The organism is Pseudomonas sp. TJI-51, assembly GCF_000190455.2.
GTDB lineage: Bacteria > Pseudomonadota > Gammaproteobacteria > Pseudomonadales > Pseudomonadaceae > Aquipseudomonas > Aquipseudomonas juntendi.
In genome coordinates this window covers 87,112-104,358 of sequence record NZ_AEWE02000014.1, presented here as the reverse complement: position 1 = coordinate 104,358, position 17,247 = coordinate 87,112, and the positions used below count along the sequence as shown (strand labels likewise).

Genomic DNA, 17,247 nt, shown 5'->3' with positions numbered 1-17,247 from the left:
TCACACTTTGCTGCCCAACTCGACTGGAGTCATGATCATGTCCAATGCCCAAACTCGGCCGTCACTTCCACCTTTTACCCGTGAAACAGCCATCGAGAAAGTTCGACTCGCTGAAGATGGCTGGAACAGCCGCGACGCGGAGAAAGTCTCGCACGCCTATACGCTGGATACCCAATGGCGTAACCGCGTTGAGTTCGCCACCAACCGCGAAGAAGCGAAAGGTTTCCTGGCCCGCAAGTGGAAAAAAGAGCTGGATTATCGTCTGATCAAAGAGCTCTGGGCGTTTACCGATAACCGCATCGCCGTGCGTTACGCCTACGAGTGGCATGATGATTCCGGTAACTGGTTCCGCTCCTACGGTAACGAGAACTGGGAATTCGAAGCGGATGGCCTGATGCACCGTCGTTTCGCCTGCGTTAACGATATGCCTATCAAGGAAAGCGAGCGCAAGTTCCACTGGCCATTGGGCCGCCGCCCGGATGACCACCCTGGGCTGAGCGAGCTCGGGCTGTAAGTGATCTTCCGCCTGAGCGTCTTCGTTGGCGAGCTAGCCCTGCCTACAGAACGCATCAGCGCTCACGGTTGTTTGCCAGAAGATTTGCAGCCGGATCGAGGGGCCGCGGCGAGTGGCTGAGCTTCTCGCTGATCAATCGCCGAGCTGCTCAGCCTGGGCAGCGCTGGCGCAATTGGTGAAGCTCAGCAGCAGCCCTGAACGGCGGGGAAGCGCCAGATGCCAGCGCGACAAGGCCTGTACCGCGATCCCCTCGCCCAGCAATTGTTCCGCCAGGAGGGTGTCACCTACCCCCTGCGGCAGGCGCAGCAGCAAATGCATGCCGCCTGGGGACCGCTCGACATGCCAACCTTTGGGCAAGCTCCGCTCCAGTGCGCCGAGGGTCAAGGCCCGGCGTTCGTTGTAGAGCCGGCGCATGCGTTGGATATGACGAGTGAAATGGCCCTCGGCAATGAACTGCGCCACCAAGGCCTGGGTCATCGAGGGTGAACCGCCGGAAAACAGTGTGTGGGCGACCCGCTCGAAGGCTGCAACCTGAGCCAGGGGCACCACCAGGTAGGCCAGGCGGATACCGGGGAACAGCATTTTGCTGAAGGTGCCCGCATACACCACCCGCCCATTGCGATCCAGGCTGGCAAGCGGCGGGAGCGGGCGGCCGACATAGCGGTACTCGCTGTCGTAGTCGTCCTCCACGATCCAGGCCCCGGTGCTGGCGGCCCAGTCCAGCAGTAGTTGCCGTCGCGGCAGCGACAAGGCCATGGACAGGGGGCTCTGATGGCCCGGTGTGACCATGGCGACCTGCGCCGCCCTGGCGTTGGCGATAGCCTGTTCGACGTTCATGCCCTCGGCATCCACTGCCACCCCCTCCAGTTCAAGCCCGAATTGGCGCAGTACCTGGCGCGTGACGGGATAACCCGGATCTTCAACCCAGGCGCGCTCGCCGTTGCGCAACAACGTCTGCGCCACCAGCGACAGGCTGCTGCGCCAACCGCTGGTGATGAACACCTGCTGGGCCGTGCAAGCGATGCCGCGCGACATCTGCAGGTACGAGGCAATCGCGCTGCGCAGTGCTGGCAGCCCGAGGGGCGGCGGGTAGTCCAGGTCACCCGGCTGCATCCCGCGCAGGTAGCGAGCACCCAGGCGCGCCCAGATCTTGCGCGGGAAGGCATCCATCGCCGGCAAGCCCAGTTGAAATGGCAAAAGCTGTGGCGGGCGCCGCAGGGCGTCCGGGTCCTCGGGACCATCACTGGCCGGGGGCTGTACTGTCGCCGCGGCTGCTGGCGGGCGCAGCTCAGGGTTGACCACGGTGCCTTTCTGCTTAAGGGCCAGCAGGTAGCCCTCACTGGTGAGCAACGAATAGGCAAGCTCGACGGTGCCACGTGCCACCCCCAGCTCCTTGGCCATGGCCCGCGCAGACGGCAAGCGGTCACCCGGCGCCAAGGTGTCTGCTGCTATCGCGGCGAGCACACGGTTGTAGAGTTGCCGGTAGAGCGGCGCGGCGGAGCGCTCATCGAGCGGTGCGAAGGATGGAGAAGAAAACGTCATCATGGCCTAGTTCATATACCCTTTCTTGGCTCATTCAAATGGGTTGAACGTGGTTCATCATAGCCCCGTCACCCATCGAGCGAGCTTTGCCACCATGACGTTCACCCCGACCCCCTCAGTACCGCGCGAGCTTGATCTGGCTGATTCGGACTTGCGCCATCTGGACGGCGAGAATGACCTGCATCTCGCGTTCCCGGTCATGCAGCAACTGCGCCCGCACCTGGCTGGCGAGGCCGACTTCATCGGCCGCGTCCAGCGTATGCGCGCTGAAGGCTATCGGCTGCTCGGGGGCTTCGACTCAGGCCAACTCGTGGCGCTGGCAGGTTACCGCCTTCAGGAAAACCTGGTCTACCGGCGGTTCCTGTATGTGGACGACCTGGTCACCGCCGAAACGCAGCGTGGCCAGCAGTGGGGTGCACGATTGCTGGCTGCCTTGCAGCGGTTGGCCCAGGCCACGGGGTGTGCGCGCCTCGTGCTCGATACCGGGTTGGCCAATACCCGCGCCCAACACTTCTATTCCCGTGAAGGCCTGCACAACAGTGCCACGCGCTTCCAAAAACAGTTCGCTGCGCCTTGAGCGGCAGCACGTCTCTCATCGAGGTAACTTCATGACGTCGTCAGAGCAGCCCAGGGCGCCTTTGCGCATTCTTCGCCTGATCGCCAGCCCGAACGGTCAGGCATCAGAAAGCTTCAAACTGTCCCAGCACATTCTGCTCGGCTTGGCCGTGCAGGCTGGCAGACGCGGTATCCAGGTCACCGATTTCGACCTCAATGACCTGGCGCCCGTCGACGCCGGATATGCCCAGGCCCTGGCCAACCCGGAAGGGCCTGAAGCCGTAGCGCAAGACGGCACATTGAACCGTTCCGACGAACTGATTGGCCAGTTGCAGGCCTGCGACCTGCTGCTGATTGCCACGCCAATGCATAACTACAGCGTGCCAGCACCGCTCAAGGCCTGGATCGATCACGTGGTACGGGTCGGCATCACGTTCCTGAGCACCGCGGCAGGCAAGGTGGGCACGGTGGTGGATCGGCCGGTTTATGTGGCCGTAGCCTCCGGGGGCTACATCAGCGGGCCGAATGCCCGCCAACCCGACTTTCTCCGGCCATACCTGTCCGCCGTACTTGCCACGATTGGCCTAAAGCAGGTCAATTACTTCACCCTCGAGGGCACCGCCAGAGGGGCGGAGTTTCTACAAGCGGCCAGGGCTGCTGCACAGGCTGAAGTGCAAGGGTTCTTCGCCGCGTCTTCCAAGCCGCTACCGCAGGGGCAACACGCATGAGTCGCCTGAACTGGTTTACCGCATCGCCTGGGGCCGCCAAAGCCCTCACTGGGTTGCATCAGTTCGTGGCAACGCAGACCGATCTACCGGCACCCTTGATTCATCTGGTTTTTCTGCGGGTGTCTCAACTCAACGGTTGTGCGCACTGTATTGACCTGCATTCGCGTGATTTGCTCAAGACCGGCATGTCGGTGGATAAACTGCTGTTGGTGCCGGTCTGGCATGAAGCGCACTACCTGTTCTCGGCGCAGGAGCGCTCGGCCCTGGCCTGGGCAGAGGAAGTGACCCGGGTCAGTGAGACGCATGTATCGGATGAGGCCTACGCCGCCGCGTCGGCCGCGTTCACAGAAAAAGATTTGGTCGAGCTCACCGCGGCCATTGCCGCGATGAACGCGTTCAACCGCATGGGTGTCAGCTTCCGCTTGCAACCGGCCGCGAAAGCATGAGGGTTGGTGGCAGGAGTTCAGGCCTGTAGCGGCGACCTCCTGCCCGTGATGCTTAAAGCGTACCGATGCGAGCCAGCGCTTGCTGGAGCTGATCGCTTTGCAGCGTGTCGAAGGGCAGGGCGAAGAATGCTTCGCAACGGGCTGTTATCCGCGCCAACGTGGCGTGGAAAGCCGCGTCGACGGTCGCTGCATCGCCCTCTATATCGGACGGGTCCTCCAGGCCCCAGTGCGCCTTCAGTGCCGTGCCGAAGTACACCGGGCAGGCTTCGCCGGCGGCCTTGTCGCACACGGTGACCACGATGTCGGGCGGGCACCCCTCGAATGCCTCGTTACCCTTGCTGCTCAGGCCCTGGGTCGAAATCCCGGCCTGCTGCAGGGTGGCCAGGCTGCGAGGCAACACCTGGCCCTTGGGAAAACTGCCGGCACTGACGGCTTCAAAGCCGTCAGGCGCCAGGTGATTGAACACGGCCTCGGAAAGGATGCTGCGGCAGCTGTTGGCCGTGCACATGAACAGAACTCGCATGGGGGCTCCTCCGCTTGCTGGCGGACTATCAGAGGCTAAGGCGCAGTGCCAAAGCCGAAAGGGTGATCAACAGCACGGGCAGGGTCAGCAAAATGCCGACCTTGAAGTAGTAACCCCAGGTTATACGCACGCCTTTGCGCGCCAGCACATGCAGCCAGAGCAGTGTTGCCAGGCTGCCGATAGGGGTGATTTTCGGGCCCAGGTCGCAGCCAATCACATTGGCGTAGATCATCGCCTCGCGCACCAGGCCTTGCGCTTCGCTGGCCTGGATCGACAACGCGCCGACCAGCACGCTGGGCATGTTGTTCATGACCGAAGACAGCAACGCTGCGATCACGCCGGTGCCCAGGGTGGCACTCCACAGCCCTTGTTGCGCCAGGCGGTCGAGCAGTTGGGTGAGCATGTCGGTCAGGCCGGCATTTTTCAGCCCGTAGACCACCAAGTACATGCCGAGCGAGAAAATCACCACCTGCCAGGGGGCCTCGCGCAGCACGCGGCGGGTCGCAATGCGCTGCCCGCGCGCGGCGACCGCGAACAGTAGGGCGGCACACACGGCTGCCACTGCACTGATCGGGATACCCAGTGGCTCAAGGGCGAACAGGCCCACCAGCAATGCCAGCAACACCCAACCCCCGACCGTGAAGGTGGCACGGTCGTGGATCGCTTCGCCGGGCGTTTTGAGGGCTGCAACGGTGTAGTGCTGCGGTATGTCACGGCGAAAGTACAACGACAGTACCACCAGCGTCGCGGCGACGCTGGCCAGGTTCACCGGCACCATCACCGAAGCGTACTCGGCGAAGCCCAACCCGAAGTAATCGGCCGAAACGATGTTCACCAGGTTGGAGACAACCAGCGGCAGGCTGGCGGTATCGGCGATAAAGCCGGCGGCCATGACGAAAGCCAGCGTCGCAGCCGGCGAGAAACGCAGTGCCAGCAGCATCGACATGACGATGGGGGTGAGGATAAGCGCCGCACCATCGTTGGCGAACAATGCCGACACGGCAGCACCGAGGAGTATGCAGAAGGCGAACAGGCGGTAGCCGCTGCCATTGGCCCAGCGCGCCACATGCAGGGCTGCCCATTCGAAAAACCCGGCTTCGTCGAGCAGCAGGCTGATGATGATGACGGCGATGAACGTGAACGTGGCGTTCCAGACGATGCCCCAGACCGCCGGGATGTCGTGCAGCGAAACGGCACCTGTGGCAAGGGCGATGACCGCGCCGAGCGCGGCGCTCCAGCCAACGCCAAGCCCTTTGGGCTGCCAGATGACCAGGGTAAGGGTGAAAACGAAGACTGCAATGGCGACCAGCATAGGGTTCTTTCTCGTTGTTGATCAGCAGCAGGCAGAGCCCCGGACAGGGCGGCCATCCATGTTCTGCAGGCGTTGGGTGTTGTGTGCCAACCATTGCTCGTTGGCCTGTAGCGTCGCCTGCAGAACCGCGTTGACCCAAGTGGGCAGGTCCGGGTTGAGGCGGTAATACACCCATTGCCCCTGGCGTCGGTCCAGCAACAGGCCACTGCTGCGTAGCTGGGCCAGGTGGCGGCTTATCTTCGGCTGGCTGTCGTTCAGCGCGCACATCAACTCGCAGACGCAAAGTTCACCCAGGTTGGCGATCAGCAGGGTGGCGCGGGCACGGGTTTCGTCGGCCAGGCATTTGAACACTTCAGGTGGGGTAATCATGGCAGGGTCTTTACATATGGAAATCCGAATATACGTATTTCCATATGTAGTGTCCAAGCGGATTTGTGATCTGCCGCCGCGGCCGCACCTTGTCATTTGCCGGGGCTTGAGGCAGGGTCGAGGGCAATGACGTCCCTGCCAAAGGAGCCAGCCCATGTCAAAGCTTTATCCCAGTGTCGACCCCGAGGGTTTGATCGAGTACTCGGTGGTGTACACCGACCGCTCCCTCAACCATATGTCACAGGCATTTCAGGGCGTGATGAAGAACATCTCCGGCACCTTGAAACAGGTGTACAACGCCCAGGGCGTGGCCGTGGTGCCGGGCAGTGGCACGTTTGGCATGGAAGCGGTGGCGCGGCAGTTCGCCACTGGCCAGCAGTGCCTGGTGATCCGCAACGGCTGGTTCAGTTATCGCTGGAGCCAGATTCTCGAGATGGGCAACATTCCGGCGGCTACCACGGTGCTGAAAGCCAGGCCGGTGGAAACCGGGCGCCAGGCGGCCTATGCGCCACCGCCGCTGGATGAAGTGCTGGCGGCGATTGCGGCGCACAAACCGCAGGTGGTCTTTGCCCCGCATGTCGAAACGTCATCCGGGATCATGCTGCCCGACGATTACCTGCGCGCGGTGGGTGAGGCCGTGCACGCAGTGGGCGGCTTGTTCGTGCTGGACTGCATCGCCTCCGGCGCGGTGTGGGTCGATATGCACACGTGCGCCGTCGACCTGCTGCTCAGCGCGCCGCAGAAGGGCTGGAGTGCTTCCCCATGCTGCGCCCTGGTGATGTTCAGTGCCCTGGCCCTGCAACGCATCGAGCAGACACAGAGCAGCAGTTTTGCCTGCGACCTGAAAAAGTGGCTGCAGATCATGCAGGCTTATGAGCAGGGCGGGCATGCCTACCACGCGACCATGCCCAGCGATGCGCTGGCGCGGTTCAACGGCGTGATGAACGAGATGCGCGCCTACGGCTTCGACACACTGCGCGCCGAGCAACAGGCCCTTGGCAAGCGGGTGCGCGCCCTGTTGACCGGCAAAGGCATCAAGAGCGTGGCCGCCAGCGGTTTCCAGGCCCCGGGTGTAGTGGTGAGCTACACCGATGATGATGCCATCAAGAACGGCAGCAAATTTGCCGACCACGGGCTGCAGATCGCCGCTGGGGTGCCGCTGCAGTGCGATGAGCCGGCAGATTTCCAGACTTTCCGCATTGGCCTGTTCGGGCTGGAAAAACTGCAGCATATCGAGCGCACCGTCAGCACGCTGGAGCAGGCGCTGGAGGAGGTGCTGGCGGAATAAGGGTTCCCGCCAACCCCCCCGCAACCCGCAAGCTGTGGGCAATATCGTTACCGCAGCGCCAATGCTGCACGGCGGCTTCGTCATCGGCAGCGAAGCCAGGCTGGCGTGCGGCGAACGCTACGGCATCGGCATGCGCCTTGAGCTTGGGCCAGCTGGCGAAGCCGGCTTCGCGGGCCACCAGCCATTGGGTATCGGCAAGGCGATAATGGGGGCCAGGCAGGCCAAGGGTGCGCAACTGTTCTCGGGCGTCGTCGGCCTGGTGGTGCTTCAGGGCGTTGAGCAAACGCTTGGCGCGTTTGCGCAAAGCGGCAAGATCGAGCAGGCCATGGTGGCGGGATGCATGGATGGTGGGCATGCCAACTCCTTTGAGGCTCGGTCCGCCGACAAGCCTGGAGCTGGTATGGAAACAGGTTATCGCATGGCTCGGGTAACCCCTTTGCGCGGACCGCAGGCGCAGCCAGCGCCAAGGCCAGACTTTACCCGCATCGCGGCTTGGCTGGCAAACCCAGGCTTTCCCGGCCGAGCCCGCCAACGCATGCGCTGCCAGGCACCGCGCGGGTTGCTTGGCGAGGACCCGCTTGCAGGCAACATCTGTTCGGTTACCGCCCACAAGCATGCCTGAGCACCTCAAGCCGGCGCCGCGCCGCTCCGATAGCAGCACACCCACCGTCGAATCATCGATCAGAAGTGGTGCCAACCAGGAGTACTGCCCGCATGCTTGCCAACTTGAAGATCCGCACCGGAATGTTCTGGGTATTGTCGCTGTTCAGCCTGACCCTGCTGTTTTCCACCCTCAGTGCCTGGCGAGCGGCGGTTGGCAGTGACCAGCAGATCACCGAACTGGACCAGACTGCGCACCAGTCGGACCGCTTGAACAATGCCTTGCTGATGGCCATTCGTTCCAGCGCCAACGTGTCGTCGGGCTTCATCGAGCAACTCGGCGGCCACGACGACAGTGCTGCCAAGCGCATGGCACTGTCGCTCGAGTTGAACGAAAAAAGCCAGAAGCTGGTCGACGAATTCGTCGAAAACAGCCGCGAGCCGGCCCTGCGCACTTTGGCGACCGAGTTGCAGGCGACCTTCGCCGAATACGCCGCCGCGGTGGCCGGGCAGCGTGAGGCCACCCGCCAGCGCTCGCTGGAGCAATATTTCAAGGTCAACGTCGACGCCGGTAACGCCATGGGCCGGTTGCAGGCGCTACGTCAGCAACTGGTTGGCGAATTGGGCCAGCGTGGCCAGCAGATCATGCTCGAATCCGATCGCCGCCTGGCCCGTGCGCAGTTGCTCAGCCTCGGCCTGCTGGCGCTGACCTTGGCCCTGGCAGCCCTGTGCTGGGGCTTCATCGCCCAGCGAGTGCTGCACCCCCTGCGTGAGGCCGGCCAGCACTTCCAGCGTATTGCCGGGGGCGACCTGAGCGTGCCAGTGCAGACACAAGGCAGTAACGAGATCGGCCAGCTGTTCCACGAGTTGCAGCGCATGCAGCAAAGCCAGCGCGACACCCTGGGCCAGATCGGGCGCTGTGCCAGGCAACTGGACGAAGCCGCCACTGCGCTGGACGCGGTAACCGAGCAAAGCGCCAACAACCTGCGCCAACAGGGGCTGGAGCTGGAACAGGCAGCCACTGCCGTGACCGAAATGACCACCGCCGTGGAGGAGGTTGCACGCAATGCGATCAGCACCTCGCAGACCACCAGCGAGTCCAATCAGCTAGCCACGCAAAGCCGCCGCCAGGTCAGCGACAATATCGACGGCACCGAGGCCATGACCCGCGAGATCCAGACCAGCAGTACCCACCTGGAGCAGTTGGTGGGGCAGGTGCGCGATATCGGCAAGGTGCTGGAAGTGATCCGCTCGGTCTCCGAGCAAACCAACCTGCTGGCGCTGAACGCCGCCATCGAAGCGGCGCGTGCCGGGGAGGCGGGCCGCGGCTTTGCCGTGGTGGCCGATGAAGTGCGTACGCTGGCCTACCGCACGCAACAGTCGACCCAGGAAATCGAGCAGATGATCGGCCGCGTACAGGCCGGCACCGAAGCGGCAGTGGCGTCGATGCAGGCCAGCACCCACCGTGCGCAGTCGACCCTGGACGTCACCCTGGCCTCGGGGCAGGTGCTGGAGGGTATCTACAGTGCGATTGGCGAAATCAACGAACGCAACCTGGTCATCGCCAGCGCCGCCGAAGAGCAGGCGCAAGTTGCGCGCGAAGTGGACCGCAACCTGCTGAACATCCGTGAACTGTCCAACCATTCGGCGGCCGGGGCGCAGCAGACCAGCGCTGCGAGCAAGGCGCTGTCGGGCCTGGTGGGGGAGATGACGGCCTTGGTCGGGCAGTTCAAGCTTTGAACGCCTTCGGCCCAGAACATTTACGAGCCTCGCAGAGATCGAGCGGCCCTCGCGCAGCGCTCGGTCTCTCGGCACGCGCCTGTCATCCAAAACTCAGGCGACATTTCCTACGTTACGCCGGGAAGTGCTGGACTTCTCGCAGAATCGGTTCCCCGCTAGCGTTCATGTCTTCAGTTTGCCGGAAGACAAGGACCTCTTCATGCATCGCCCACCTCAAGGCCGCGGGGCCTTCTGTTGCTACCGATTTCGCCTGAGCGCTGGGCAGCGCCGGAGTGCTGCAGTCGCTCGACAGCCTTGTCTCAAGGTGGTAGCCGGGAGTCCGCGTGCCTAGCCAGTCCGATCTGCGGTTCAGCTTCGAGGCCCTGGCCGGCCGGGTTGAGTTCGAAGTGGTTTCGTTCGAACTCGACGAGGCCATCAGCGCGCCGTTCCAACTGCATCTGGAACTGATCAGTTTCGACGCAGATGTCGACTTCGGCCTGCTGCTCGACAAGCCCGTGCTGTTCACGGTCTGGCGTGGCGAGCAGCCGCTGCGCCATGTGCACGGCCTGGTCAGCAGTTTCAGCCAAGGCGAGACCGGCAGGTTTCGTACTCACTACCACGCGTTGGTAGAGCCGCAACTGGCCCGCGCCAGGCTGCGTTCGAACTGGCGCATCTTCCAGCACAAGACTGTGCCGCAGATTATTGAACTGATGTTGCAGCGCCAGGGCATCAACCGCTTCGAAATCAAGAGCCTCGGCGATCATCAGGTCCGCGAATTCTGCGTCCAGGCCGGTGAAACCGACCTCGACTTTATCGCCCGGCTGGCAGCCGAAGAGGGCTTTGTCTACCGCTTCGAGCACACGCCACAACAGCACCGCCTGGTCATTACCGATCGGCTGCTGGCGTTTGGCACTATCAGCCGGGGCGCGGTCCGGGCCGATAATCCACAAGCGGTAGATGAGGGTGATATCGGTCCCGACCACGTGCTGTATCACGCCAACAGCGGTGGTGATCAGGCCGTGCCGTGCCTGCGGCGCCTGCGTTACAGCGAGCAGGTCCGCAGCACCCGGCAGGTGCAGCGGGACTACACCTTCACCCACCCGCGCTACCGCAAGGAGCATCGGGCCGCTGACAGCAGCATTCCCCATCAAACGCTGGCCTACGAGCGTTTCGACTACCCTGGGCGCTACAAGCGGGACGCGGTCGGCGTACCGTTCACGGCCACGCGCCTCGCGGCGCTGCGCCACGACGCGCATGTTGCCGAGGTGCAGGGCGATGATGTGCGCCTGCAACCAGGGCTGAGTTTCACGCTTGTCGGGCACCCGCGCGCAGACCTGAACGTGCATTGGCGGCCGATCCGCGTGCACCATGAAGGCGTGCAGTTCACCAGCCTGCAGGAAGAGGCAGGCAGCGCCGACCAGGGCACCCGCTACGTGCAGCGTGCCATACTGGTGCCGGGCACTCGCGAATGGCGCCCGGCACCCCTGGCCAAACCCCATATCGATGGCCCGCACATGGCCACCGTGGTCGGCCCGCCCGGCGAAGAGATCTACTGTGACGAGTGGGGCCGGGTCAAGGTCAGTTTTCCCTGGGATCGGGAGAGCAAGGGCAATGAGTTCAGCTCTTGCTGGGTCCGGGTTTCGCAAAGCTGGGCAGGCGGCAGTTGGGGCTCGATGGCCATCCCGCGCATTGGCCAGGACGTGATCATCCAGTACGTCAATGCCGACCCCGACCAGCCGCTGATCATCGGGCGTACCTACTGCGGTGATCAGCTTCCGCCGTATGACCTGCCGGAGCACAAAACCCGCATGACCATCAAGAGCCAGACCCACAAGGGCAATGGCTTCAATGAGCTGCGCTTCGAGGATGAACTGGGCAGGGAGGAGGTGTTCATTCATGCCCAGCGCGACTACAACACGGTGGTCGGCAACGACGAAACCACGCGTGTCGGGCGCAATCGGCTGGAGCAGGTGGGCAATGATCAGCAACTTAGCATCGGTAACCACTATCGCCAGGAAACCGGGGGCAACCACAACCAGTTCATCGGGCAGAACTGCCAGGTCGAGATCAAGCATGACCTGACGCACCAGGTCGGTAACAACCGCAATGAAGCGACCCTGGGCTGTCAGCAGGTTCTCATCGGCAAGGACAGCGCCTTGGTGGTCAAAGGTGCTCAACGGGTCGAAGTCGGCAATGGCATGCAGCAGCGCACTACGGTGTATCAGCTGCATGCCAGTGAGCGCATAGAGTTGAAAACCCCAGGTGGCTGCATCGTGCTGGACCGGCGCGGTATTACCCTCAATGGCCAGACACTGAACCTGATGGGGCAAACCCAGGCGACTGCGCAGGGGGCAGGCAGCGCTACGTCGCTGACATTGACGCCGAACGCTGCCAGCACCTGTGAGGGAAAGCTCTGATGACGGCTGATGAACTGGCCCACGTGATCGAACAGCAGCATGCGCCCACCCTGTACAGCTATGTGTTGGTCGACCCCCTCGCGCCCGAGGACAAAGGCGATCCAGCCTTGCTCGCCCAGCTTCGCGAGGCATTGGGGGCGAGCGCTTTGATGCATGTACCCAGACCCGACCTGGCGCATGTGCCGCACCTGCATCCTGTACTGGTATGCCTGGCTGTGCCCGGTGCCCTGCCCAGCCGCGCAATATTGGAATTGACCGCCCGGGCAGCCGTGCGTGGGTTGTTTCAGCCAAGGCGCTACGTATGCGGCTGGGTGTTCAGTGAACAGCCAGCGGCCGACATCGCAGCTCACCTCAGTTGCTTGTGCCGGTTACCCGACAGGGCCCAGGCACTGAGCTTCTATCCGGTCAACGAGCCGATACGCCTGGAGCTGCTTGCAGCAACGTTCAAGCAAGGGGAGCGTGCGCCGTGGTGGCCCATCAGCCGCTGGTTGTTCCTCAACAGCAGTGGGCAGTTGCTGAACCTCAAGGGGCAGAGCGGGCGGCGCTGTCTGCTGCCCGCGTCTGCCTGGCGCATGCAAGCGGATGGAGCATTGGTCGAGCGCGTATTGCGGAGCTTGAGCGCTCTGCGAGCAGGCGTGAACAATAGCTTTCAGTGTCAGATACCGTCGTTTGCGGCTGTACGAGCCGGCAACCATATCCAGGAAGCACGCGCCTTGGGCTTGACCGACTCGGAAGATATCGTGGTGCTGGCCCTGCACCAGCTGTGCATTCATCCCCAGCTAACCTCCCTTGCCGCCGTGCGCGGCCTGATAGATGTAGCCTGCCAAGAGCAGCGCGCGCTAGCGCCGTTGCTTGCCCGCTACTCCGAGGCGCATTGGCGGCACCTGATCCAACTCCTGCCGGAAGCGGAGCGCCTTGCATGACCATCAGTCAACGAATCGCCCTGGCTGTCGCTGAAGCCGGGCTGCCGCATGACCACTGCATGGCTTGTCAGCGCCAGGGGCTGCCCATTCTGCCCCTGCGCCGTGCGCTGGTCCCGGATACCCGACCGGAGTGCGTCACTACCGTGGCGGGGCATTTGCACATCTGCGCCAAGCCTGGCCTGCGCACGTTACGCACGGGCTACCTGTATGTCTTGCTTGACCAGCAGGTCTGGCAAGCCTACGCCGTCAGCGCACAGGGCCATCTGCGACGCTTTGACCCCTATGCGCCCCCAGCTGGCCCACCTGGGCCACTGCCGGAAAAATGTGCGCAGGAAAACCACGATATTCCCGCGGCCTTCGTCACGATCGACACCGACAAATACAACAGTGCCTGGCTGGCCTTTTCCAGTGATGCCTGGCCGGTGAGCGTGCTGAACGCCTACAAGCAAGGCGTGGCACCAAGGCACCGCTTCGTAGGGATTGATCTGACCCAGGCGCGTACCCATCCGCAATTGCTGGGCCTGGCGATGACGGCCGACCAGTTGCAAGTTGACACCCAGGTGTTCGAGTACAGCCAGCAGGCGTGCGCACCGTTCGACAGCGTGCATGGTTTCCACAGTCGTTGGCTGCGCAGGTTTGCCCTGCGTGGTTACGTGGTCAATGCATCGGACCGCCACCAGTTGGCAAACGGTGTGTTGGCGCTGGTGCTGGACGACACCGTAGGTCTCATCCAGGAATATAACCACCAGCGGCTGAGCTGGGTAGTGAAGCGCCAGGTCTGGCGTGAGGACCCACTACGCGCGTACCAGTTGCAGACGTCGCAGATAGTACAGGTGATCCGCGCCACGCACCGGGAGTGGGCGGCACAAGGGGTGCCGTCGCTGCAGCCGGTGACCGGCGACGGGCCACCAATTTTCGTGGACCCGGCAGTCGAGCGACAGCGTTTGGTCGAGCGTGCGCAGCTGGAAAGTGATGCCCGTCTAGAAGAGCGCTACCACGAGCCGCAGCGGGCTGCTTTCCAAGCTGAGTACGAGGCGCAGGATGCCGAGTTCCAGCGCTACATCGACCAGGACGCGCAGGCCTATGTTGCATTATTCGATACCCCGATGTTCAAGGTGGCCGAGCGCCACGACTATGACGGCCGTGATCGCGAGTCCGGTGTGGCCTATACCAAGACCATGGGGCTGTGCTTGGGCGGTGGTGTCACAGAGGCCGTGGTGGCCAGCCTTGAACCCCGCCAGCCCCCAGCCGGTACCAGCGAACGGCTGTGGCAGGTATGGCTACAAAACCCCGACAGCCCTCCCTACCGCGCGCTGCTGATGCGTGACAACGCTTTGCTGGCCGCGCTGTTCCCCAGTTTTTCAGGTGACCAGGCAATCAACTGGAACGACAGCGACAAGCTCTTCGGAATGTTGAGCAAGGTCATCGCCAGCGACGATGCCGGTTTACGCATGCGAAATAGCTTGAAGCAGGCCATCGCCGAAACGCAGAGCGCGGTGAATGCCGCCAGTCAACGCCTGGCGCCTAGCCTCGGGCCAGGCATTCACAACGCTGTTCGGCACCTGAACAGCGCAACCCAGTTTCTTTACAACGGGGTGCAACTGATCGAGCTTGAAGTGAAGATGAAGCTGGGCGAGTACTACGCCTTGCAGAGTGCGCACTTACGCCAGTTGCAGCACCGCGCAAATGCCTCCCTCGCTGAGGCGAGAGACCGTATGTATCGCAGTGTCGATGACTTTGAAGTCGGTTCGCTCAAGGCGATGCGCAAGGTTCGGCCGATCCTGCAGCACGGGTTGATGAGCCTTGCGCTGCTCGACCCTCGGCTGACCAACACCGTGATCAGTGTCACGGTCTGGGTCGAGGGCACGGCTGCGCAAGTGCATGGCCGGTTAGTCGAAGCGGCCAGCATCAAGCTGACTCAGGCGAGCAGTGCGGCGCACGCGGCCATGGTGGATATCTCGGTCGCGGCAGGTACCCTCGACAGCAATGCCCGCAAGTTGCTTGACGGGATGAAGATAACTGCGCACCAGGCCAGCCAGCTGGTGCGTAACGGTTTCTCAGGCCTGCGCGGGGCTGCAGGCAGTTGGGAGGTGCTACTCGGGATCGGTGGGCTGTATTTGCAGTATGACAGCCTGACCAGGAATCAGGAAAAGGCCGAGGCAGAGATTGGGCCCAAGGCGTACGAGGCCAAATTGGCGCTGCAGGGTTCGCAACTGGGTGTGCTTGGGGGGCAAATCGAATTGGTGGGGCTTGTTCTGCGAACGAGCATTCGTCATCCGCAAGCGCCCTGGGCGAAGGGAGCCGCCGTTGTAGGAGGTTTCCTCATAAGTTTAGGCGCATTGATAAGTTCAGTGGCTGGGGTGTTTGACGTTGCCCAAGCGTTTGCCGCATCAAAACGCGCCGTCAAGTTGGGTAGCATTTTGTCGAGCAAACAATACGCTCTATCAGGCGTGCTTTATCTGGGTGGTTCTGCAGCGTTTGCACTGGCGGTCGCGTCACCTTTGATTGCAGGGCCTTTGGGCGTTGCCATAGTACTGACACTCTCCGCTTACACTTATAGAAGGATGGCGGAAAACAACGAGCTCAACCCTCTTGAGTTATGGCTCAGTCGTAGTTTGTTTGGCAAGGGTGGCGAAATTCCTAACGTTCGTTGGGATTCGGTGGCGTGGGCAGATATAGCCATTGCGGAGCTTAATGCTGCAACTCTTGGACTTCAAATTGGACTGCATTTCGACTCGGTTCTGGTCAGCGATATCGCAATGCGCAAATTCGGTGGGGTGGCCGGCTTGGCTGTTGAGCAAAAAATAAAATTTCAAATTAGCTTGCCCCGGTATGACGAGGTCAATTCAGGGTACGATTGGGCGTTACTAGTACATCGCGCAGGTGATGGCGAGTTTCCTGACTGCCATAGTGGAGAGTTGGTAGCATCCGGCAGCCGTAATTCTGACTGCCCGGAGTTTCTCACCCAAACAAACAAGTTTTCAAATTTCGCCGCTCCACGTTTTCCGGACTATCGCCCCGATGTTTCATTGATGGAAAGTGTGCATGCGCATCCAGAAAGCGCGCCGTCATTAGAATTGACTGGTGTGATAGCGCTAATGCCGACCGCTGGTGCGCACACCATTAAATCGGCCACACTGACGGTTGCGTATTGGCCAGATAAAAATATTTCAAGCGCACGCCTCGAAAGTCGGGTGCAGGCGGAGAATGCATGAGCGTCAAGCACAGACCATTAGCATATCGGCAATTGGGTTGGAGTCATGATTTACCCGGTATCGAAGAAAGGCCAACGTTCAAGCATGAACCACAAAAAATTAACCCCCCGCCCAATTATTACGATGATGTCTATTTGGAGTTGCCAAGGGCTACTATTCGTCCGCGGGGGCTAGGTGCGCTGATAGGCTCTGCGGCTCTTATTGCGGGTGGTGGAATGACGTTGTTCACGTATTGGCTGGTTTTCGACAATTGGCAGGGGGACTGGATAACGAATATTGTTATCTTGCTTGCGCCGCTACTCGTGGCGTGGGTGCTATCGCCCTACATCAAGCTTGATTTTGTGCTTCCAAGAGACGAGCCCATTCGTTTCAATAGGCTGCGTCGAAAAATTTATCTTTACCAATACAGGTTCAATCGATTCTTTGTTTGCAGCCGAAAGCATTGGGGCGTGAAACCCGTTGCCTACAACTGGGATGACGTTACCGCCGAGGTTTACCGAATCTACGCCCCCGGCCACGGCGGTCTGATCGAAAACGTCATGCTGTCGGTCCGTAACCCGGAAACCAACGAAGTCATTGACCGCGTGTTTTTCAGCCACGACCTCTACCACGGCGAGGCCTACTGGGCCATCGCCAAACTGTTCATGCAGCAAGGCCCCGAGGCCCTCCCGAAGTTCGTACACCCCGCGCGCGACTGGAATGATGATGATGGTCTGAGCCACATGCACTGCCTGGCGCCGAAGGTTTACTGGCCAGTGGCGATCGATCGCGAATCACGTACCGCACCGCACGCAGGCGAAGCGCGATGAAACCTGTTGTGCTTGTCGGTCATCGACATCTCTGCCCATTGCATGGCGCTAACCAGGTCGAGAGCGGGAGTGCTGGGTATACATTCAACGGCAGCGCAGTGGCCAGGGTGGGGGACCGAACTACCTGCGGTGCGGTAATCGAAAGCGGGGCCGAGCACTTCCTGATCGAGGGGGCTGCTGTCGCGCGCAAGGGGGATAGGACTGATCATGGCGGCGTGCTGGACGAAGGGGATGCAGGCTGGTTGCTGGAGTGAGGCGACTTGCGCGCACTGCATGGCTGGCGTGCA

Annotated in this window: 15 protein-coding genes and 1 pseudogene; 11 read left to right on the top strand and 5 right to left on the bottom strand. The window is 61.9% G+C overall.

What is annotated here, in order from left to right:
- The first annotated feature begins 37 nt into the window (after positions 1 to 37).
- Positions 38 to 514 (top strand): nuclear transport factor 2 family protein, encoded by a 477-nt coding sequence (locus tag G1E_RS03860; RefSeq protein WP_009686579.1) that lies wholly within the window; start codon positions 38 to 40, stop codon positions 512 to 514.
- A 132-nt stretch (positions 515 to 646) separates the two neighbouring features.
- On the opposite strand, the gene G1E_RS03855 is transcribed toward G1E_RS03860, so the two are convergent.
- Positions 647 to 2,059, bottom strand: a complete 1,413-nt coding sequence (locus G1E_RS03855; protein WP_047149643.1) for a PLP-dependent aminotransferase family protein — start codon at positions 2,057 to 2,059, stop codon at positions 647 to 649.
- A gap of 91 nt (positions 2,060 to 2,150) precedes the next feature.
- On the opposite strand from G1E_RS03855, the gene G1E_RS03850 reads away from it, so the two are divergent.
- Genes G1E_RS03850 through G1E_RS03840 form a run of 3 tightly spaced genes read left to right on the top strand, consistent with a single transcriptional unit; the run spans position 2,151 to position 3,785 of the window.
- Complete coding sequence (locus tag G1E_RS03850; RefSeq protein ID WP_009686582.1) at positions 2,151 to 2,633, top strand: GNAT family N-acetyltransferase; 483 nt, start codon at positions 2,151 to 2,153, stop codon at positions 2,631 to 2,633.
- A 31-nt stretch (positions 2,634 to 2,664) separates the two neighbouring features.
- A complete protein-coding gene (locus G1E_RS03845) occupies positions 2,665 to 3,339 on the top strand; it encodes an FMN-dependent NADH-azoreductase (RefSeq protein WP_132475297.1) in 675 nt (224 codons plus the stop codon).
- Positions 3,336 to 3,785 (top strand): carboxymuconolactone decarboxylase family protein, encoded by a 450-nt coding sequence (locus G1E_RS03840; RefSeq protein ID WP_009686584.1) that lies wholly within the window; start codon positions 3,336 to 3,338, stop codon positions 3,783 to 3,785. The genes G1E_RS03845 and G1E_RS03840 overlap by 4 nt, the downstream gene beginning before the upstream one ends.
- A 52-nt stretch (positions 3,786 to 3,837) precedes the next feature.
- On the opposite strand, the gene G1E_RS03835 is transcribed toward G1E_RS03840, so the two are convergent.
- Genes G1E_RS03835 through G1E_RS03825 form a run of 3 tightly spaced genes read right to left on the bottom strand, consistent with a single transcriptional unit; the run spans position 3,838 to position 5,989 of the window.
- Positions 3,838 to 4,308 (bottom strand): arsenate reductase ArsC, encoded by a 471-nt coding sequence (locus G1E_RS03835; protein ID WP_009686585.1) that lies wholly within the window; start codon positions 4,306 to 4,308, stop codon positions 3,838 to 3,840.
- A gap of 28 nt (positions 4,309 to 4,336) precedes the next feature.
- Positions 4,337 to 5,620 (bottom strand): arsenic transporter, encoded by a 1,284-nt coding sequence (locus tag G1E_RS03830; RefSeq protein ID WP_009686586.1) that lies wholly within the window; start codon positions 5,618 to 5,620, stop codon positions 4,337 to 4,339.
- A gap of 21 nt (positions 5,621 to 5,641) precedes the next feature.
- Entirely contained in the window at positions 5,642 to 5,989 is a 348-nt protein-coding gene (locus tag G1E_RS03825) for a metalloregulator ArsR/SmtB family transcription factor (protein ID WP_009686587.1), read from the bottom strand.
- 154 nt (positions 5,990 to 6,143) lie between these two features.
- Here G1E_RS03825 and G1E_RS03820 point away from each other — a divergent pair, with 154 nt between their 5' ends.
- A complete protein-coding gene (locus tag G1E_RS03820; RefSeq protein WP_009686588.1) occupies positions 6,144 to 7,277 on the top strand; it encodes an aminotransferase class V-fold PLP-dependent enzyme in 1,134 nt (377 codons plus the stop codon).
- Positions 7,278 to 7,293: 16 nt separating this feature from the next.
- On the opposite strand, the pseudogene G1E_RS27250 reads toward G1E_RS03820, so the two are convergent.
- A pseudogene (locus tag G1E_RS27250) lies at positions 7,294 to 7,632 on the bottom strand (hypothetical protein); the annotation flags it as partial.
- A gap of 359 nt (positions 7,633 to 7,991) precedes the next feature.
- On the opposite strand from G1E_RS27250, the gene G1E_RS03810 reads away from it, so the two are divergent.
- The 6 genes from G1E_RS03810 (at position 7,992) to G1E_RS03785 (ending at position 17,214) form a co-directional block, all read left to right on the top strand.
- On the top strand, positions 7,992 to 9,617 hold the full coding sequence (locus tag G1E_RS03810) for a methyl-accepting chemotaxis protein (RefSeq protein WP_009686590.1): 1,626 nt from the start codon (positions 7,992 to 7,994) through the stop codon (positions 9,615 to 9,617).
- Between the two features lie 323 nt (positions 9,618 to 9,940).
- Positions 9,941 to 12,013, top strand: coding sequence for a type VI secretion system Vgr family protein (locus G1E_RS03805; protein WP_009686592.1), 2,073 nt, complete (start codon positions 9,941 to 9,943; stop codon positions 12,011 to 12,013).
- Positions 12,013 to 12,936, top strand: coding sequence for a hypothetical protein (locus tag G1E_RS03800; RefSeq protein ID WP_047149642.1), 924 nt, complete (start codon positions 12,013 to 12,015; stop codon positions 12,934 to 12,936). Before G1E_RS03805 ends, G1E_RS03800 begins: the two co-directional genes overlap by 1 nt.
- The gene (locus G1E_RS03795) at positions 12,933 to 16,151 is read left to right on the top strand and encodes a T6SS effector BTH_I2691 family protein (RefSeq protein WP_047149641.1); all 3,219 of its coding nucleotides are present in this window, start codon (positions 12,933 to 12,935) and stop codon (positions 16,149 to 16,151) included. Before G1E_RS03800 ends, G1E_RS03795 begins: the two co-directional genes overlap by 4 nt.
- Positions 16,148 to 16,960 carry a DUF6708 domain-containing protein gene (locus G1E_RS03790; protein WP_312622574.1) on the top strand — a complete coding sequence of 271 codons (813 nt, stop codon included), beginning with the start codon at positions 16,148 to 16,150 and terminating at the stop codon, positions 16,958 to 16,960. Before G1E_RS03795 ends, G1E_RS03790 begins: the two co-directional genes overlap by 4 nt.
- Entirely contained in the window at positions 16,957 to 17,214 is a 258-nt protein-coding gene (locus G1E_RS03785) for a PAAR domain-containing protein (RefSeq protein ID WP_009686597.1), read from the top strand. Before G1E_RS03790 ends, G1E_RS03785 begins: the two co-directional genes overlap by 4 nt.
- Positions 17,215 to 17,247 lie beyond the last annotated feature (33 nt).